General features: G+C 65.5%; 17 protein-coding genes. 3 read left to right on the top strand and 14 right to left on the bottom strand.

The features are described 5' to 3' along the window. Positions 1-116: 116 nt before the first annotated feature. Entirely contained in the window at positions 117-1,040 is a 924-nt protein-coding gene (locus E2I15_RS04480) for a division plane positioning ATPase MipZ (RefSeq protein WP_137477595.1), read from the bottom strand. A 294-nt stretch (positions 1,041-1,334) separates the two neighbouring features. Here E2I15_RS04480 and panC point away from each other — a divergent pair, with 294 nt between their 5' ends. Together panC and E2I15_RS04470 are read left to right on the top strand one after the other, a co-directional pair. Continuing rightward, entirely contained in the window at positions 1,335-2,186 is an 852-nt protein-coding gene (gene panC / locus E2I15_RS04475; protein ID WP_137477593.1) for a pantoate--beta-alanine ligase, read from the top strand. A 119-nt stretch (positions 2,187-2,305) separates the two neighbouring features. Continuing rightward, positions 2,306-3,052, top strand: coding sequence for a hypothetical protein (locus E2I15_RS04470; RefSeq protein ID WP_137477591.1), 747 nt, complete (start codon positions 2,306-2,308; stop codon positions 3,050-3,052). A 43-nt stretch (positions 3,053-3,095) separates the two neighbouring features. Here the strand turns inward: E2I15_RS04470 and E2I15_RS04465 are convergent, their stop codons facing one another. The 5 genes from E2I15_RS04465 to E2I15_RS04445 all read right to left on the bottom strand — a co-directional run bounded on the left by E2I15_RS04465 (position 3,096) and on the right by E2I15_RS04445 (position 6,322). Then, the gene (locus E2I15_RS04465) at positions 3,096-3,536 is read right to left on the bottom strand and encodes a DUF1489 family protein (protein WP_137477589.1); all 441 of its coding nucleotides are present in this window, start codon (positions 3,534-3,536) and stop codon (positions 3,096-3,098) included. Positions 3,537-3,675: 139 nt separating this feature from the next. Then, entirely contained in the window at positions 3,676-4,620 is a 945-nt protein-coding gene (locus tag E2I15_RS04460; protein WP_137477587.1) for a hypothetical protein, read from the bottom strand. 153 nt (positions 4,621-4,773) lie between these two features. Next, positions 4,774-4,977 (bottom strand): hypothetical protein, encoded by a 204-nt coding sequence (locus E2I15_RS04455; RefSeq protein WP_018272021.1) that lies wholly within the window; start codon positions 4,975-4,977, stop codon positions 4,774-4,776. Between the two features lie 217 nt (positions 4,978-5,194). Then, complete coding sequence (locus E2I15_RS04450; RefSeq protein WP_018272022.1) at positions 5,195-5,563, bottom strand: YidB family protein; 369 nt, start codon at positions 5,561-5,563, stop codon at positions 5,195-5,197. Positions 5,564-5,668: 105 nt separating this feature from the next. Next, positions 5,669-6,322: a glutathione S-transferase family protein gene (locus E2I15_RS04445; protein WP_170991437.1), complete on the bottom strand. Its 654-nt coding sequence runs from the start codon at positions 6,320-6,322 to the stop codon at positions 5,669-5,671. A gap of 120 nt (positions 6,323-6,442) precedes the next feature. Between E2I15_RS04445 and E2I15_RS04440 the strand changes: the two genes are divergently transcribed. Next, the gene (locus E2I15_RS04440) at positions 6,443-7,120 is read left to right on the top strand and encodes a DUF599 domain-containing protein (RefSeq protein WP_018272024.1); all 678 of its coding nucleotides are present in this window, start codon (positions 6,443-6,445) and stop codon (positions 7,118-7,120) included. 13 nt (positions 7,121-7,133) lie between these two features. Here the strand turns inward: E2I15_RS04440 and tolA are convergent, their stop codons facing one another. From tolA to E2I15_RS04400, 8 genes are all read right to left on the bottom strand, one after another. Beyond that, positions 7,134-8,042: a cell envelope integrity protein TolA gene (gene tolA, locus E2I15_RS04435; protein WP_137477583.1), complete on the bottom strand. Its 909-nt coding sequence runs from the start codon at positions 8,040-8,042 to the stop codon at positions 7,134-7,136. 187 nt (positions 8,043-8,229) lie between these two features. Next, complete coding sequence (locus E2I15_RS04430) at positions 8,230-9,015, bottom strand: aldo/keto reductase (protein ID WP_137477582.1); 786 nt, start codon at positions 9,013-9,015, stop codon at positions 8,230-8,232. A gap of 72 nt (positions 9,016-9,087) precedes the next feature. After that, positions 9,088-10,419 (bottom strand): cytochrome-c peroxidase, encoded by a 1,332-nt coding sequence (locus E2I15_RS04425; RefSeq protein ID WP_137477580.1) that lies wholly within the window; start codon positions 10,417-10,419, stop codon positions 9,088-9,090. Positions 10,420-10,620: 201 nt separating this feature from the next. After that, positions 10,621-12,267, bottom strand: coding sequence for a phospholipase C (locus E2I15_RS04420; RefSeq protein ID WP_155262227.1), 1,647 nt, complete (start codon positions 12,265-12,267; stop codon positions 10,621-10,623). Between the two features lie 477 nt (positions 12,268-12,744). Beyond that, positions 12,745-13,629 (bottom strand): alpha/beta fold hydrolase, encoded by an 885-nt coding sequence (locus tag E2I15_RS04415; RefSeq protein WP_137477576.1) that lies wholly within the window; start codon positions 13,627-13,629, stop codon positions 12,745-12,747. A 29-nt stretch (positions 13,630-13,658) separates the two neighbouring features. Beyond that, positions 13,659-15,071 (bottom strand): dihydropyrimidinase, encoded by a 1,413-nt coding sequence (hydA, locus tag E2I15_RS04410; protein WP_210241869.1) that lies wholly within the window; start codon positions 15,069-15,071, stop codon positions 13,659-13,661. Continuing rightward, on the bottom strand, positions 15,071-15,835 hold the full coding sequence (locus tag E2I15_RS04405) for an aspartate/glutamate racemase family protein (RefSeq protein ID WP_137477572.1): 765 nt from the start codon (positions 15,833-15,835) through the stop codon (positions 15,071-15,073). The genes hydA and E2I15_RS04405 overlap by 1 nt, the downstream gene beginning before the upstream one ends. After that, on the bottom strand, positions 15,832-16,520 hold a 689-nt coding region (locus E2I15_RS04400), incomplete at its 5' end, for a GntR family transcriptional regulator (protein WP_196238886.1). The genes E2I15_RS04405 and E2I15_RS04400, both read right to left, overlap by 4 nt.

The following is a 16,520-nucleotide window of genomic DNA, read 5'->3' as shown; positions in this document are numbered from 1 at the left end:
ACGGAGTGGCCGAAAACCCCGCAAGACTACCGTGCTTCTGCACCCTCCAAAAGTGACGATCGTCACCTGCTGCGCGCCAGCCGCCCTGGAACCTGCCCGAGGGAGTGCCCGGCGGCCTAGCTGCCGATGATGTCGTCGACTTCCAGCGGCTTGTCGACCTGGCTGAACCATTCGGCCCGGTTGGCGGCCCGGCGGCGGCCGCGCTCGTCCAGCGGAAGCTTGAGCTGGCGCAACAGGCTCATCACCTCCTCGCGGGCGGTGACGTGGCCGAGGCTCGGGCGGGTGCCGAGCGTCGCCTCGTCGATGTCGTCGAGCGCCGTCAGCCCGCGCGGGAAGAATTCGCGATAGACCACCCGCTCGGCAAAGCCGTCGACCGAACGGAACCCGAGCTGCAGCGACAGCTGCTTCAGGCCGTCGGCGACCAGCTGCTTGTTGCGCGAGCCGAGCATCGACAGGCGGTTGCGCACCACGATCCAATCGGTCGAGGCGCCGTCGAGCTGGCGGCGCTTGCGCCTGGTGTCGCGCACCATCTCCGCATAATGGCTCTCGCCGGTCACCGCATAGGTCGCGGGATCGACGGTGCCGAGCACGTCGAAATCGAGGAAGCTGTCGTTGATCGGCGTCACCAAAGTGTCGGCCATCGAATGCGCGAGCCGCATCAGGTAGCTGTCCGCGCCCGGGGTATCGATGACGATGAAATCATAGGCGCGTTCCACCGCGCTCACCGCGGCCATGAACTGCTGGAATTCCGCGTTCTCGTTCTCCTCGATCTGCATCGTCTCGCCGTACTTGATGCAGTGGTGGGCGGGGAGCTCGAGGTCGAGCCCGGTGCGTCGCGCCCAGGCCTGGCGATTGCCGATGTAGCGGGTGAAGCTCTGCTGGCGGCAGTCGAGATCGATGCTGGCGACGCGCTGCCCGGCCTTCAGCAGCGCGACGGCGATATGCAGGGCGGTGGTCGACTTTCCCGATCCACCCTTCTCGTTGCCCAGCACAATGACATGTGCGGAGCCGGATTGACCCTGACGAGCCTGCACCAACATGATTCAAATCCCGTCAATGATTTTCAAAGCGAGCGCCGCTGCGGTCAAGTGAAATGCATCGCCGCGACAGGAAATCAATTGCGGCCGTGCTTAATGACGAACCGATCAAGCAAGAATGCTGCGTCGATCGGCGGCACGGCAGCTGTGATCCACGCGCGTCCGAGATCGGGTAAGGCTTGTCGCGGCAGTTTGCCGATAGCGGTTCGGACTTGGTAAGCTGCGTGACCTGCCGAACGCCAACCCGTCCCACCCAGATTCGTCCCCACCCGGATTGCCCCACGAGCCCGAGACCAGATGCCGAGAAATCCCACCGTCGTCCGTACCGTCCCCGCCCTTCGTCGCGCCGTCGACGCCCTGCGCGCCAAGAAGGCGACCGTCGCGCTGGTCCCAACCATGGGAGCGCTCCATGACGGCCATGTGTCGCTGGTGCGCCTCGCCAAGCGCCGCGCCAAGCGGGTCGTCGTCTCGATCTTCGTCAACCCGACCCAGTTCGCACCAACCGAAGATTTCGGCTCCTATCCGCGTACCTGGAAGGAAGACGTCGCCAAGCTCGCCGCCGAGGGCGTCGACCTGATCTGGCATCCCGAGGTGAAGGCGATGTACCCGGACGGCTTCGCCACCAGGATCGTGCCGGAGGGGCCGGCCACTGCCGGGCTCGAGGATCGTTTCCGGCCGCATTTCTTCGGCGGCGTCGCCACCGTGGTCGGCAAGCTCTTCACCCAGGTCCGGCCCGACGTCGCGATCTTCGGCGAGAAGGACTTTCAGCAGCTCCGGGTCGTCACCCAGATGGCCGCGGACCTCGACCTCGGCGTCAAGGTGATCGGATCCAAAACGGTGCGCGAGCGCGACGGTCTCGCGATGTCGTCACGCAACGTCTACCTCTCGCCGGAGGAACGGCGCGCCGCCCCCGAGCTTCATCGGGTGATGAAGGAGACGGCCGGCCGCCTGCGCGCCGGCGAGGATACCGCGACCGCAATGGCCGACGGCGCCGCGGCGATCACCAGGGCCGGCTTCGTGCTCGATTATCTCGACGTGCGCCACGCCGCCTCCCTGGCGCCGATCGGCTCACTGAAGGACGGCCCGATGCGGATGCTGGTGGCGGCAAAGCTCGGCAGCACGCGCCTGATCGACAACATCCCGGTCTGAAGCAGGATCCGGAAAGTGTGATGCGGTTCATGCGCAAACGAGGTTCGAGCCTGTAATGAGGGTCGGCCTCATCTGCGCGACCGACGCGCGGATGATCGCGCCTTTCAGAGGCGATCAAAATGATCGGTTACTTCAGGCAAGGCATTGCTTTCGGCATCGCGCTCGCGGCCGCCGGCCTGGCGCAAGCACAGACCCGGCCGCCGGTCGGCGGGGTCAATTCGGCGCCCGGCGCGATGATCTTCTATGTCGCGCATGGTGCGCCCGATGCGTGCGGCCCGGGCTGCTCGGACTGGATCGCCGCCGAGGGCGCGGTGCAATGGGACACCTACAAGCGCCTGCTGGCGATCCTCGACCGGCAGAACGGCCGCAAGCTGCCGGTGGTGATCAACGTCAAACCCGGGTCCGACCTCACCGTCGCCGCCAGCCTCGGCCGCATCCTGCGCGGTCGCGGCATCGACGCGGCGGTGGCGGCGACCGAGGTCGAGGCATGCGACGGAAAATCCGAGGAGGAATGCTTTGCGCTGAAGCGGCCCGGCGGCCCGCTGGATGCAAAGGAAAAGCTCTCCAGTGTACCCTGCGAGCTTGCATGTGTATTGATGCTTGCGGGCGGGGTGCATCGCAGCCTGCCGGCCGGCAACCGCGTCATCCTGACCGCAAGGATGCAGATCTACGACCGGCTCGCACCCAACGTCTCTGCCGAGCACCGCGACAGCCTCACGACAATCTTCACCGATCAGTTCCGCAGATATCTCAGCGAGATGGGGATCGACCATGAACTGTTCGACGTCACGGCCGACAAGGCGGGTGGCCGTTATGTCGAGGTCCCGGCCTCAGAATGGGCCCGGCTGCATCTCGTGACCCAGTGATCCCGGATCACTGCCGCTCGATTGCTCAGAGCAATCGGATTGCTTACAGCAAGCCGAGGTCGCGCAACTCGCGGCGCATCGGCTCGGGCATCGATGCCACGCTGGCCGCGCTCGACTTGGTGAGATCGGTCGGCGCGGAGTCCGCGGTCAGGTAGCGCCAGCCCTGGAACGGCCGCATCGGCCGCGGCGAGACCGCGATCACCTTGGGCTGCATCACCAGCCGGCAACGGCCGATACCGTCCTTGTCGCGGAACGGCTCGATGGCGATGATCTTCTCGCGCGCGGCGATCTCGCCGCGGATCACCCAATAGAGCGAGCCGCCGGCAAGGATCTCCTCCTCGCGCTTCGGTGTCATCCGCGTGATGTGGACGTGACGGAGCGGCAGGCCCTTTTTCTTCGCAGTCGCCATCCGTTCGGCAACCCAGCCCTTGAGTTCCTTGACGGAGTCGCAACCGACGGCGAGCTTGATGAGATGAAGCGGCATGTGCCGGATGTAGCGGCCGGCGCGCGCTTTGAAAAGGGAGCGCTCTCCGCGGCGGTGGATATCGGGACTACAAGCGCATTTCGAGCGAAGCGAAGCCGGAACAGTGCAATGACGGCGGCTCAAGCCGTCGTCATCACGCTCATTGTTCGTTCGCAGCCGCCGGTGCGCTGGCGGCGGCTGGAGGCGGTGCCGGAGCTGCCGGGGCCGGCGCGATCTGGACCGGGCGCTTCGCTGCCGGCGGCCGCTTCGGGGCTGCAGGGGGCGGCGCGGCGGCGGCGCGCGCGGCCGGTGCGGCTGCGGCCGGCTTCGCCGGTTCGGGCGTCATGATGCTGACCGGCGGCGTGTTCGCCGAGCTCGGAAACTCCGCGTTGGTCGGCTTGCCGGTGGGCAATGACTGCGGCAGCGCCGCGACCAGGCCGGCGGCGGCCGACGCCTGGGCGCCGGCTGGCGCGTTCCAGGACCCCGCGTAGCGCGTGATCAGGTTCTCGTAGGTCCGCTCGTTCATGTTGGCGATGATCTGATGGTTGTCGCCGAGCGAGCGGAACGCGGGGCATGCGGTCGGCGTGCAGTGGTCGCGCGCCATCAGCGCATAGGCCACCAGGCCGTAGCGGTCATGCTCGATGGCGCGGCGCAGCGCCAGCAACTCGGTGGTCGAATTGCGCTCGGCGGTCGCGAGATCGCCCAGCGCGGTCAGGCGCGAGACCTGCGCCGCCGCGTAGCTGACCGCTGCGGCCGCCGTATCCGATGAACCGAACAGCACCTTCTCGCAGGCGTTGAGAACGGCGTCTCCGGCGAGGTCGTCGACGCAGGCCAGCGCCGGCACCGTCTGGCTGGCCAATTGCGCCGTCCGCGTCTCCGCCGGCGCCGCCTGCCCGCCCGGGCCGAAGCCACGTATCGTCGCGGCGACCGCAACCGCGATCGACAGCAGCGTGATCACGGTCAGCGCGCCGTTGGCGACGGATTTTTCCGCACGCAGCAGCGTAACCAGTACGACGATCCCAAAGAACCCCGCGGCGGCCAGCGTCAGCCACATCGGGAAGGTCGGTGAGCGCCAGATCTGATCCAGCGAGGAAGCCCAGTTCATGCGCGATGTCCCTCAACGCAGCGTAAGCACAATCCGCGACGGCGAACGCCGCCACCCCGACGTCCAACCTTCAGCACAATGGATCTGCGAACAGGGCCTTTTGACGGCGGCGGCGCGGAACCCGCGCCAGCCGCCGGCTTGCGCACAATTCCTTCAGGACAGCGCGAGCTGACTCTCCTTGGCCACCCGTTCGAAAGCTTCAGTCGAGCTCTTGATGCGATACTGGCAGTCGTCACCGTCGGTCGGCAGCAGACGGATCACTTGATAGGTGCCGCTCGCGGCGGGGCGCGCCACGTTGCTGGCCGTGAAATAGACGGTCTCGCCAATCGAGTACTTATGCTTCAACGCCCTCTCCATTTTCTTAGAGATTGCTGGCTGAGCTGACAGTCCCGATAGCTCAGGCCGGCATTTTGAGAACCCTGCGGCAAGCTAGCACATCGCACCTCCCCAAATCCAGCTAGATTGGGGCATAGCGAAGGTACGATTTTTGCAGGTTTTTCAGAGCGATAGGCAGCAATTTGCGTGCCAGCCGGAAATTGCCCGCCGAGCCCGGCCGGAACCCTGATTCCACCGCTCAGGCGGTGTGAGGCAGCTTGCCGTCCGGGCTCGCGCCATCGACCGCAGCCGGAAGTTGCTGGGCGAGCACCTTGGACAGCTGGTCCACCGGAATGTTGAATTTGGCGGCGAGTTGCTTGACCGTGTCGCTGCCGAGCACCTGCTGGAGCTGCTCAGCCGTGATCGGCAGGTTCTGACCGGTACCGATCCAGGATTTGACCTGCTCGCCGAGCCCGGCCTGCTCGAGCTTGGCGACAATCGCGGACAAGCCGCCCTGCCCGCCATTGCCAAGAACCTCGCCGAGCACGACAGGGATCACCGCCGCGCCAAGCTGGCCAAGCATGCCTTTCAGCTCCGGCGAATTCTCCAGGGAATCGAGAATGCCCATGGTCTAAGTCCTTTCACGACTTGCGAAACCAGCCTTGCCGGATTCGACGCCCTTGGCCCGGCGGCGTCAAGCCGCGATCTTCGCGACCGCTGTCACAATTCGGAATCAGACGTGCTCGAATCGATCGATCCGCAGGGTCTCGGCAATGCCGTCGCGGGTCCATTCGGCAAACGCCGGCAGCGCCATCATGGCATCGACATAGTGCTGCGCCTCGGCCTGCACCGGGATCGCGTAGGTGCGGAAGCGATGCACCACGGGGGCATACATCGCGTCCGCCGCAGTGAACGCGCCGAACAGGAACGGACCCTGCTTGCCGTAGCGCGCATGGCACTCTGCCCAGATCTCCTGGATCCGCGCCACGTTGGCGCGCGCATCGTCGGAGAGCGCGACGGCGCGGATCGGCCGGTGCAGGTTCATGCCGCATTCGTTGCGCAGCGGCATGAAGCCGGAATGCATCTCCGCCGAGATCGCGCGGGCATGCGCGCGCGCGACGCGATCCGCAGGCCACAGCTTCGCCTCGGGAAATCTCTCGGCGAGATATTCGATGATTGCCAGCGAGTCCCACACCGTGACGTCGCCATCGATCAGCGTCGGCACCTTGCCGGCCTTGCTGAAAGAGAGGATGCGGTCCTTGTCGGCCTGGTCCGTGTAGAGCGGAATGAAGACCTCTTCGAACGGGATGTTGTTGGCGCGGAGCGCCAGCCAGGGCCGCATCGACCATGACGAATAGTTCTTGTTGCCGATGACGAGCTTGAGCATGTCCGGGGAATCCTGTTGCCACGTTAGTTTGCCATAGTGCATTGCACGCGTTCAACCTGTACATGACGCGGATGCGGCCCGGCGCGGACAGTCGGCCGCGCGCTCACGAAGGAAGGCAACATGACCGGCTATTGGACCGACATCCTGGCCGTCGGCTTCTTTGCGCTGGAATGGCTGGTCTACGCCATCACGCTGGAGCACACCGCGTATGGGCGCGACAGCCTGTCGGCGCGGATGCACGTCTATCGCGAGATCTGGGTGCGGAATCTGCTCAACCGCGACGCACGGATGGTCGACATGCAGATCATGGCCAGCTTGCAGAACGGCACCGCGTTCTTTGCCTCCACCAGCCTGATCGCGATCGGCGGCGCGCTGGCGCTGTTGCGCGCCACCAATGACGCGCTCGCCGTGCTCGGCGCGCTGCCGGTCAACCTCACGCCCTCGCCCGCTTTGTGGGAGGTCAAGTGCATCGGGCTGATCCTGATCTTCATCTACACTTTCTTCAAATTCGCCTGGGCCTATCGCCTGTTCAACTATGTGGCGATCCTGTTCGGCGCGATGCCGCCGGCCGACCAGCGCGATACGCCGGAGGCGGAGGCCCATGTGATCCGCACCACGCGGCTGTTCGAGACGGCAGGCCGGCACTTCAACCGCGGCCAGCGCGCGTTCTTCTTCGCGCTCGGCTATCTCGGCTGGTTCGTCAGTCCCTGGGTGCTGTTCGTCACGACAGCCGCGGTCGTGATCGTGATCTGGCGCCGGCAGTTCGCCTCGAACGCCTGGCAGGCGATGGGAAGCTGACGCGCCCCCTTGTCTACGACGCGAAATCGCGCGGGCTGAAATCGAGGTCGAGCACCTTCCATTCGCCGTAGCGATCCCGCGGCAGCATCGCATAGGGCTGGCAGGCCTGCAGCGCATCGGTCGCGCTCTTCAGCAGCAGCGGCCCCTTTTCCGAGGCGGTGGCCTCGATCAGCAAGGGCTGCGCGGCGAGCTTGCCGTCGGGCTTCATGAACACCCTGAGCTTGATCTTCACGTCGTCGCCCGTGCTCAGCGTCGGCGGGAGTTTCAGGCAGGTCTTCAGATGACGGCGGAATTCGGCGACCACGCTCGAGCCGACGTCGGCCTGCTCGGTGGCGGCTGCGTCGAAATTGTCCTTGCCGGGTCCGGGGCCGGACGGCGCGCTGGCGGGCGGCTTCACGGAGATGTCGGGCGGCAGGCCGAGCATGACATTGTATTTGACCGAAAGATCAGGCTCGGGCTGCGCATAGGCAGGCGACGACGCCGCCGCCTGTTGCTGCGCCGTTGGCTGGGGCATCGGTGGCGTTTGCGGTACCGGCGGCGCGGGCGGCGGCTCGGCCGCGGCATGTTGCGGCGCCGGGCTGGGCTTGGGCGCCGGCGGCGTCGACTGCTTCTGCGGCGGCTGCCGTGGCGCGTTCTGCTGTGGCGCGGCCGCCTGGGCCGATGGTTCGGGCTTGGCTGAATCCACCGGCTTGTCGAGCGACGGCAACTGCAACTCGGGCGTCGGCGACGGGCTCGGTGCCGGTTCGGACTTGGTCTCGACCTCGGACCTGGCGACCTCCTGCGGCGTCACGATCTCGACCGGCACCGTGTCAGCGGCGACGGGATCGAATTGATGGACCTCCGAATAAAGGAAAATCAGCCCGAGCAGCATCAGGTGCACGAACACCGACGCCATCAGATCCGCGTTTGGCCGAAATTTCATCCCACTCGATCAGATCAGTGATGTCTCTCCCCGCCGATGACAATACCGGTCGGAACCCGCCTGCCTCAATCCCCATTCGGTCCAAAGCTGCAATCGGCCAGCGGGGCATTAGCATGATCGGGATCAGGACCCAGCCATTTTTCCGAGACTTGATGCTCAGGTAAAGACCCCATGCGTCGCGGGGCGATCATCGCGCGTCGGCGCTCCCGATCGCCGAGATTTCGCGCATGTCGTCAATCGACAGCTCGAAATCGAAGATGTCGATATTTTCCTGCAGCCGCTCGAGCTTCGAGGTGCGCGGGATCGCGGAGACATTTTGTTGCACCAGCCAGCGCAGGCAGACCTGGGCAGCGGTCTTGCGGTAGCGGTCGCCGATCCGCGCCAGCGCGCGGTCGCCCTTGACCCGTCCCTTCGCGATCGGACTGTAGGCAACGCATGCCATGCCGTGGCGTCGACAGGTCTCGATCACATCGGCCTGGTCGAGATAAGGATGGTACTCGACCTGGTCGCAGGCGAGCGGCTCGGGGCACACCGCCACCGCCTCCTCGATCAGCGCCACGTTGAAATTCGAGACGCCGATATGCCGCGCCAGGCCCGCCTGCCTGACCCGCGCCAGCGCGCCGACCGTCTCGGCAAGCGGCACCTGCGCATTGGGCCAGTGCAGCAGCAACAGATCGACCTCGGTGAGGCGCAGCCGTGCCAGGCTCTCCTTCGCCGACCGCTCGAGATCCTTGGCCATGAAATGCGTGGTCCAGATCTTGGTGGTGACGAACACGTCGTCGCGCTTGATGCCGGAGGCACGCAGCCCCTCGCCTACCTCGCGCTCGTTGTCATAGATCTCCGCGGTGTCGATGTGGCGATAGCCGAGCCGCAACGCCTGCTCGACGATGCGGGCGCAGGTCCGCCCGCGCAGCTCCCATGTGCCGAGCCCGATTGCCGGGATCCTGGCACCGTTGCCTTCGACAATATTCATGCGCCCAGTATGCGCGCATCACGAAGCCCTGCCAACTCGCGCTTCGGTTCCGCGATGGAACGTCGCGACGCCTTACCGCTCCGGCTGGTAACCGTCGGTCAGCGTCTTCAGGAAGGCGATAATATCGGCCTCGTCCTGCGCCGTCATCGCAGGCACGTCGCCGAGATGGCGCTCGAACGGCGGATCGCTGACGTCGACATTGCCGTGATATCTTTCCGGCAGGTCATCGTACTTGCGCACCGTGCCGTCGACGTCGCGCGGAAAGACCTTCTCCGGATTGGTGTCGCGGAAGTTATAGAAGTCGAGCACCTGCTCGAGGCTGGTGAAGACGCCGTTGTGGAAGAACACGCGACGCGTCGCCGTGTTACGCAAGGTCGGCGTCAGAAACATCCCGCAATACTGCGTCTGCTCGGCGATGTCGGTGCGGTACGGACCGCAGACCCCGAGATCGAAATGGTCGGGATCGCGGTTGCCGGCGAGCGCGGCGTTGCGCGGCGCGCCGAGCGCCTCATATTGGTGGTCGGTGAACAGCGGCGGCAGACCGTCCCGGGTCGGCTGCGACGTATGGCAGCCGCCGCAATTGGCCTTGTCCGGATCGTTGAACAATTGCAGGCCGCGCAACTCGCTCTCGTTCAATCGCGCCTTGCCCTCCAGCCAGTAGTCGAACTTGCTGGTGTAGGGATGGAAGCTCGGCTCCTCCACCTGATAACGCGCCACGGCAAACATGGCCTCCGCGACCAGCAGCCGCGTATTGTCGAAGACCTGGGCGCCGAACAACTCGGCGAAGCGCGGCGCGTAGCTCGCCCGGCGCAGCTTCTGCGCCACGATTTCGATGCTGCCGCCGTCCATCTCGTTGGGATCGAGCAGCGGGAAGATCGCTTGGTCCTGCAGCGTATCTGCGCGGCCGTCCCAGAACAGTCCGCCCTGCGGCACGATGTTGACCGCCGAGGCGGCAGTCCCGGTCGCAACTTTCCTGGCGCGCGCGGCCTGCTGGCCGAGCGCGGCCAGTTGCGCGAAGTCGACGACATTGTCGTCTTCGTCCTTTTCCGGCCCGATGCTGAAATTCGGCTGCCGCTCGAGATAGGTCAGGCCCGGCACGGCGCGTGTCCCTTGCCGGGATTGCGCTGGCCCGCCGAGCATCACCGGTCCATCGTTGGGTGGCCCGTAGGCGTGATCCGGACTGTGACAGGACGCGCATGACAATGCGCCCGAAGAGGACAGCGACGCGTCGAAGAAGATCTTCTGACCGAGCAGCGCCATGGCGGACAGCGGGGCGACCGGCGGACGCCTGAGTTGCACCGGGTTCGGATTGGTCCCCGGAAGTCCCTGCGTCTCGACGGCCGCAACAGTGCCGGCCATGCACAGCAGGGCGGCGCCGAGAAGCCACAAGGTGCGGCCGTTCATGTCATATCCAGTGTCGTTAAGCGTTTTCGAGCGAAGTGGATACCGGTTCGCGTGAAGAAACGCGTCAAAACAAGAACCTAGAGCCCGTTCCGATCCCATCGGAACGGAAAGGGCTTTTTCGCGCGAACTGGAGACCAGTTCGCGCGAGCAGAAGGCGTCAGGGCAGAGCTTCAGTTCTGAATGGATCAGAACCGAAGGGCGTTAGTGGTGATGGTGATCATCCGGCGGGCTGACGATGACCGTTCCGGCGGTCGGATCGAGGAACAGCGTGTCCTGCCGGTACTCGTGATCCTGGCCGTGGCCACGCTCGAAGTCGAACATGTCGGCGATCGATTCGACGTTGTCGTCGAACGAGCCGCCGCCGAGACGCTGGCCGTGCAGCCAGTTGTCCTCGATGAAGCGCACGACGGAGGCCTGCGAGATGCGGGTGTGGCTGACGTAATTCCGCTTGGCAAAGGGCGAGATCACCAGGAACGGGATGCGCGTACCGGGACCGCAGCGGCCATTCACCGGCTGGCCGTTGAGGCCCTTCGGCTGCGTCTGCTTGCCGATGCCGCGGCCGCACTGGCCGGGACCGTTGACCTGGTCGGCGGTCGGATCATACGAGGCGCTGATCGGCGCAAGGTACTGGTGGTCGTACCAGCCGTCGGAGTCGTCGTAAGTGATGATGACGGCGGTCTCGCCCCACTCCTTCTGCTTCTGCAGGAAGTTGATCAGCTCGACATTGCCGGCCTGCTCGTCGAGCGGATCGGAGTTGCCGGGATGACCGTCCTGATAGGCCGGCATCTTGATGTAGGAGACGGCCGGGAAGTTGCCGGCCTTCACCGCGGCGTAGAAATCCTCGAGATCGTAGGCATGATTGGCCGGATCGAGCGTCTTGCCGCCGGGCACATAGGTGTGTCCGACCGCATTCACCGAGCTCGGCCGCGCATGGGTCGGATTGGCGGTCGACTTGTAGTACTGGAACCAGGCGTGGTGCGGAATGTAATCCACGACGGTGCCGTTGACGTTGCTCGAGAACGTGCTGCGGCCGCAGTTGGTGGTGCCGTTGCTGTTCTTGAGCGTCAGGTCGAAGCCGCCCATGAAGCTGCCCCAGCTGATCTGCTCGGCATTGAGCAGGTCGCCGATGTTCTTGCTGGTCATCAGGACCTGGCTGGTGGTGCTCGAGCAGGCATCGTAGGCAGGGTCGGTATCACCGATCAGCGTCAGGCCACCCTGGCCGTCGGCGATCGACGATGACGAGCCGACGATGTTCTGCGCACCGTCGGTCTGGCCGGCAACCACCTCGAGCGCGCCGGGCGTCGACGGACCAAAGGTGTCGGTCCAGCTATTGTCGCTCATCGCGAAGTTTTGGGCGTAATTCCAGAACGCGGTGACGGTGTTGCCGTCGAAATAGCCCATCACCTGCCCGTTGGTGCCGAAAGCGCCGACGCCGCCGGCGGTGCCGCGACCGGTGAATTTCGGAAACAGGTCTTCCTTGCCGTCGTCGACCGCCTGCTGTTCGGGCGTGTAGGCGTGGTTTTGCGACTTGGTGTTGGCCTGGGTGCGGTCGAGGCGGAACGGATTGGTCGCGCCGGTGCCGTTGGCCGGGTTGGTGTTCGGGTTGTTGGTCAACAGATTGGCGCTGGCGAGGTTGTTGACCTTCGGCGTATGCGGCTTCGCCGTGAACGGGATCGAGCCGGTCGGGTTGGTCGCAACCGGGTAGGTTGCGAAGTAGTGATCGAACGAGCGGTTCTCGTTGAAGATGACGACGAGATGCTTGATCGGCGTTTGGGTGTGGATGTCGTGCGGATGATGATCGTGGCCGTTATTGCCCTTGTTGTCGTCCTGAGCGGCGGCGCTGCACATCACCGCAGCGGCAGCAACCAGACAGACTCCGACCGTCGAAAGAAATTTGGCTTTCACCGTAGTGCCCCTTATTTTTAAGGATTTATGACGTCGACCTGCGACAAGTTATCCACCACCGATGACAGCGCTGTGTCGATCGAATGAATGCGACGAACGATGATGTGCGCTGATGTCCGCATCGGTTGCAGCGGGCATCGAAGGATCAATTCTTGCGCGCATGACAGACGTCACTCCTCTGACGCGAGCGGCTATCCGTGGACGCGGCTTCGGTCAGAAGAGATGGAATTGAAGGGATCGCGTTGAACATGACGGCAGCAGTCAGCAATCATGCGAACGGATTGTGCGCCGCCGGCTGTCGCGGCTTGCTCACGCCCGAAAAAAATCCGCGCCTTCCGGGGATGTGTCCCGAAAAGCGGGGATCTTTGGTCTGGTCGCAGATGAAGGCCGCGAGTCAGTTCGCCGCGGCGGTGAACGAGGCTAATCCTTCATCCCCGTGATCGAGGCACTGACCGCTCTGGGATCGCGCTGCGGCCAGCGGCCGCTCTCGACCTGCGCCAGGAATTCGCCCACGATCCGGTTGTATTCGTCGGGCTCCTCGATGTTGATGGCGTGGCCGCAGTTCGGCATCACCGCGAGCGCGGCCGACGGGATGCTCTGCTTCATCAGGATGCCCGGCAGCAGGCAAGGCCAATCCTCGTCGCCGGTGATGATCAGCGTCGGCACCGTGATGCGCCTCATCTCGTCGACCAGCGTGTAGAGCGAGGGACGCTCCTTCTGCACGCCCTGCTGGGTGTTGGCCGATCCCACCGCCGAATGCTCGGCCAGCATGGTCTTGAACTCGGCGTGGCCGCGCGGGTCCTTGTTTTCATATTGCACGCGGGTCGGCCCATAGGCGTAGCGCTCGGCGAAGGCCGGCATGCCGTCCTTGCGGATCATGTTCGCGATCACGTCGGCCTCGGCGCGAAACGTCTCGCGCTTGTCGAGCTCGGCGCCGTAGCCGCAGCCGCCGATGCACAGCGACAACGCCCGATCAGGGTGACGCAATCCGAAATGCAGCGTCGCAAAGCCGCCCATCGACAGACCGACGATATGCGCCTTCGGCGCGCCGATGTGATCGAGCACGGCGAGGATATCGTCGGCGGCGCGCGCCTGCGAATAGGACGAGACCTGTTCCGGCACATCCGACGGCGGAAAGCCCCGCGCATTGTAGGCGATCGTCCGGAAACGCTTGCCGAAGTGCCGCATCTGCGGCTCGTAGCTGCGCAAGTCGCCGGCGAACTCGTGAACCAGGATCACCGGATGCCCCGATCCGGTCTCCTCGAAATAGAGCCGCACTCCGTCGTCTGTCACAGCATGGGGCATGTTGATCTCCTGCCTTCTCTGTTTGCTCGTTACGGAATGGTCGCGGCCTTCGGCGGCTTGGCGCGCGGCAGATAGGTGCCGTGGTCCTTGCCGCCGACGAGCGTACCGTTATCGACCACGACCTTGCCGCGCACCATGGTCAGCACCGGCCAGCCCGTGACCTCGAGCCCTTCATAGGGCGTGTAGTCCGCGCCGTCGTGAATCAGCTCGTGACGGATCGTCACCTTGCGCTTCGGATCCCACAGCGCGATGTCGGCATCCGAGCCTACCGCGATCGTGCCCTTGCGCGGATAGAGGCCGTAGATCCTGGCGTGGTTGGTGGCGCTGAAGGCGACAAAGCTGTTGAGGTCGATCCGCCCCTTCACCACGCCTTCGGAGAACAGGATCGGCAGCCGCGTCGCCACACCCGGAATTCCGTTCGGCACCCAGCGGAAGCTGGTGCGCCCCTTCGGCGCAAGCTTGCCTTGCGGGTCGTCGTAACGGAACGGACAATGGTCCGACGAGAACACCGAAAATACCTTCTGCTGCAGACCTTCCCAGCAGGCCTGCTGGCTGGCGACGTCGCGCGGCGGCGGCGAGCAGACGTATTTTGCGCCTTCCATGTTGAGCTGATCGAGATCCTTTTCGGTCAGCATCAAGTACTGCGGGCAGGTCTCGCCCATCACCCGCAAGCCGCGCTGCTGCGCGCGCCGGATTTCGTCCATCGCCTCGCGGTTCGAGACATGCACGATCATGATCGGCACGTCGACCAGCTCGGACAGCGAGATCGCGCGATGGGTGGCCTCGCGCTCGACCGGGATCGGCCGTGAGGTCGCATGGAAGCGCGGCGCCGTGTTGCCGGCGCGCTCCAGCCGGTCGGTCAGGAAGCGGATGGCGTCGAAATTCTCCGCATGCACCATCAGCATCGCGCCGGTCTCGCGCGCGACCGACATGGTCTCCAGCAGCTCGCGGTCCGACAGCGCGAGGCCCTCATAGGTCATGAAGACCTTCAGCGAGGTGTAGCCGTCCTCGACCAGCGCCGGCAGCTCCTGGCCCAGCACATGCTCGGTCGGATCGGTGAGGATGAGATGGAAGGCGACGTCGACATGGCACTCGCCTTCGGCCAGCGCATGGTATTGCTTCAGCGCCTCGCGCAGCGTCTGGCCCTTCTCCTGCAGGCAGAACGGCAGCACGGTGGTGTTGCCGCCGAACGCCGCCGAGCCGGTGCCGCTGGCAAAACCGTCGGCCATCACGATGCCGTCGCCGGACGGCTGGGCGAAGTGGACGTGGCTGTCGATGCCGCCGGGCAGCACCAGGCGGTCGGTCGCGTCGATGATCGTGGCCGCATCGCCGAGATCATGGCCGAGCGCCGTGATCTTGCCGCCGCGGATGCCGACGTCGCAGGCGAAGGTGTCGGCGGCGGTCACCACGGTGCCGCCGCGGATGATGGTGTCGAAGGACATCAGTTTGTCCCCTCCTTCGGTGAGCGGTGTTCGATGATTGCGGCGAGTGGCCCTGCCAGCCCGCGCGTCGGCTTCGGATCGGGACGGCGGAAGGTGCCGGCCACCGCCTTGCGCGGCTTGAGCACGGCGAGCGTTTCCGCCTGCCGCACCGCCGCCGCCACCGGATCGACCACCGGCACCGGAATGCGGTCGCGGACCTTTGCCGCGAGTCCGGCGAGCGGCGCGCCCGACAAAATGACGACGTCGGCGCTGTCCCGCTCGACCGCGCGGTTGGCGAGCGCGACCAGCAGCTCCTCCTTCTCGGCCTGCACCTCCGAGATCGACTGGAAACTACCGTCAAGCGTGCGGATGCCGGCGCAGCGCGCGCTTAGCCCGTGCATGGCGACGCATTCCTCGTACCAGGGCGCCAGCGCGCCGGCGAAGGTGACGATCGCAAACCGGCGGCCGAGCATGCAGGCCGTGAGCATCGCAGCTTCGGCCAATCCCACGACGGGAAAGGCGAATAGCTCACGCGCGCCGAACAGGCCGGGATCGCCGAACGCCGCGATCACGGCGGCATCGACGCCGGGGCCGGCTTCGGCCAGCATCTCCAGCGCGATCGCGCCGCCGATCTGGGCCTCCGCGCGAGTCGCAATATAAGGCACGCCGCGCGCGGCGGTGACCGGCACGAGCTCGGTCCCGGCCGACGCTGCCTTGCTGCCGGCGGCATGGAGCAGATCCGTCACATCAGCTGTCGTGTTGGGATTGAGCAGCAGGATCTTCATGGCGCAACGTTCCTCGTCTTGCGGCCACGCGGCCTTGCCGGTGGCTCCGGTACCGCAGCGTCGTCCGCCTTGTCGTTCATTGCCTTGGCATCCAGCGTCTCGGCGACGATCTCGCCGGTGCGGCGCACGTGATGGGCCAGTATCTGCCCGGCCCGGGCCGCATCGCGGCGCTTAAGCGCGGCCAAAATCTCCTGATGCTCCCGCACCGATTCATCCCAGCGGCCGAGCACCGACAGCGCAAAGAAGCGCGCGCGCTCCGCCCGCGCCAGCAGCGCCTCGTGCGTCGCCTTCAGCACGGCATTGCGGGCGAAGCCGACGATCGCCGAATGGATCTGCTGATTAACTTGAAAATAGTCGCGCAGCTCGCCGCGGCCGTGATGCCACTCGATCTTGTCCTGCAGCGCCGCGAGCCGTTCGAAGTCTTCCGGCTCCATGCGCAGCGCGGCGAGCTCGGCGGCGCAGCGTTCGATGCCGCTGACGGCCTCGAACAGTTCGGCGAGCTCGGCGCGGCGGAACGGCGCCACCACGGCGCTGTGGTTGAGCCGCAGCTCGACCAGACCCTCGCTCGCCAATTGCTTGAGCGCCTCGCGCAGCGGCGTGCGCGAGATGCCGAGCGCATCGGACAAGTCGGCCTCCCCCAGCGATTGCCCCGGCGCCAGCTCGCCGCGCACGATCATGGTGCGCA

Source organism: Bradyrhizobium sp. BR2003 (genome assembly GCF_009720285.1).
GTDB classification, from domain to species: domain Bacteria; phylum Pseudomonadota; class Alphaproteobacteria; order Rhizobiales; family Xanthobacteraceae; genus Bradyrhizobium; species Bradyrhizobium elkanii.
The sequence above is the reverse complement of the archived record's forward strand: the minus strand, read 5'-3'. Positions and strand labels throughout refer to the sequence as shown.

Coding starts and splice junctions, on each gene's coding strand:
- E2I15_RS04460 (WP_137477587.1), bottom strand. CDS start 4,620: ATGAACTGGGCTTCCTCGCTGGATCAGATCTGGCGCTCACCGACCTTC.
- E2I15_RS04425 (WP_137477580.1), bottom strand. CDS start 10,419: ATGAACGGCCGCACCTTGTGGCTTCTCGGCGCCGCCCTGCTGTGCATG.
- E2I15_RS04470 (WP_137477591.1), top strand. CDS start 2,306: ATGATCGGTTACTTCAGGCAAGGCATTGCTTTCGGCATCGCGCTCGCG.
- E2I15_RS04415 (WP_137477576.1), bottom strand. CDS start 13,629: ATGCCCCATGCTGTGACAGACGACGGAGTGCGGCTCTATTTCGAGGAG.
- E2I15_RS04440 (WP_018272024.1), top strand. CDS start 6,443: ATGACCGGCTATTGGACCGACATCCTGGCCGTCGGCTTCTTTGCGCTG.
- E2I15_RS04405 (WP_137477572.1), bottom strand. CDS start 15,835: ATGAAGATCCTGCTGCTCAATCCCAACACGACAGCTGATGTGACGGAT.
- E2I15_RS04420 (WP_155262227.1), bottom strand. CDS start 12,267: ATGTGCAGCGCCGCCGCTCAGGACGACAACAAGGGCAATAACGGCCAC.
- E2I15_RS04455 (WP_018272021.1), bottom strand. CDS start 4,977: ATGGAGAGGGCGTTGAAGCATAAGTACTCGATTGGCGAGACCGTCTAT.
- E2I15_RS04450 (WP_018272022.1), bottom strand. CDS start 5,563: ATGGGCATTCTCGATTCCCTGGAGAATTCGCCGGAGCTGAAAGGCATG.
- tolA (WP_137477583.1), bottom strand. CDS start 8,042: ATGAAATTTCGGCCAAACGCGGATCTGATGGCGTCGGTGTTCGTGCAC.
- E2I15_RS04465 (WP_137477589.1), bottom strand. CDS start 3,536: ATGCCGCTTCATCTCATCAAGCTCGCCGTCGGTTGCGACTCCGTCAAG.
- E2I15_RS04480 (WP_137477595.1), bottom strand. CDS start 1,040: ATGTTGGTGCAGGCTCGTCAGGGTCAATCCGGCTCCGCACATGTCATT.
- panC (WP_137477593.1), top strand. CDS start 1,335: ATGCCGAGAAATCCCACCGTCGTCCGTACCGTCCCCGCCCTTCGTCGC.
- E2I15_RS04430 (WP_137477582.1), bottom strand. CDS start 9,015: ATGAATATTGTCGAAGGCAACGGTGCCAGGATCCCGGCAATCGGGCTC.
- E2I15_RS04445 (WP_170991437.1), bottom strand. CDS start 6,322: ATGCTCAAGCTCGTCATCGGCAACAAGAACTATTCGTCATGGTCGATG.
- hydA (WP_210241869.1), bottom strand. CDS start 15,071: ATGTCCTTCGACACCATCATCCGCGGCGGCACCGTGGTGACCGCCGCC.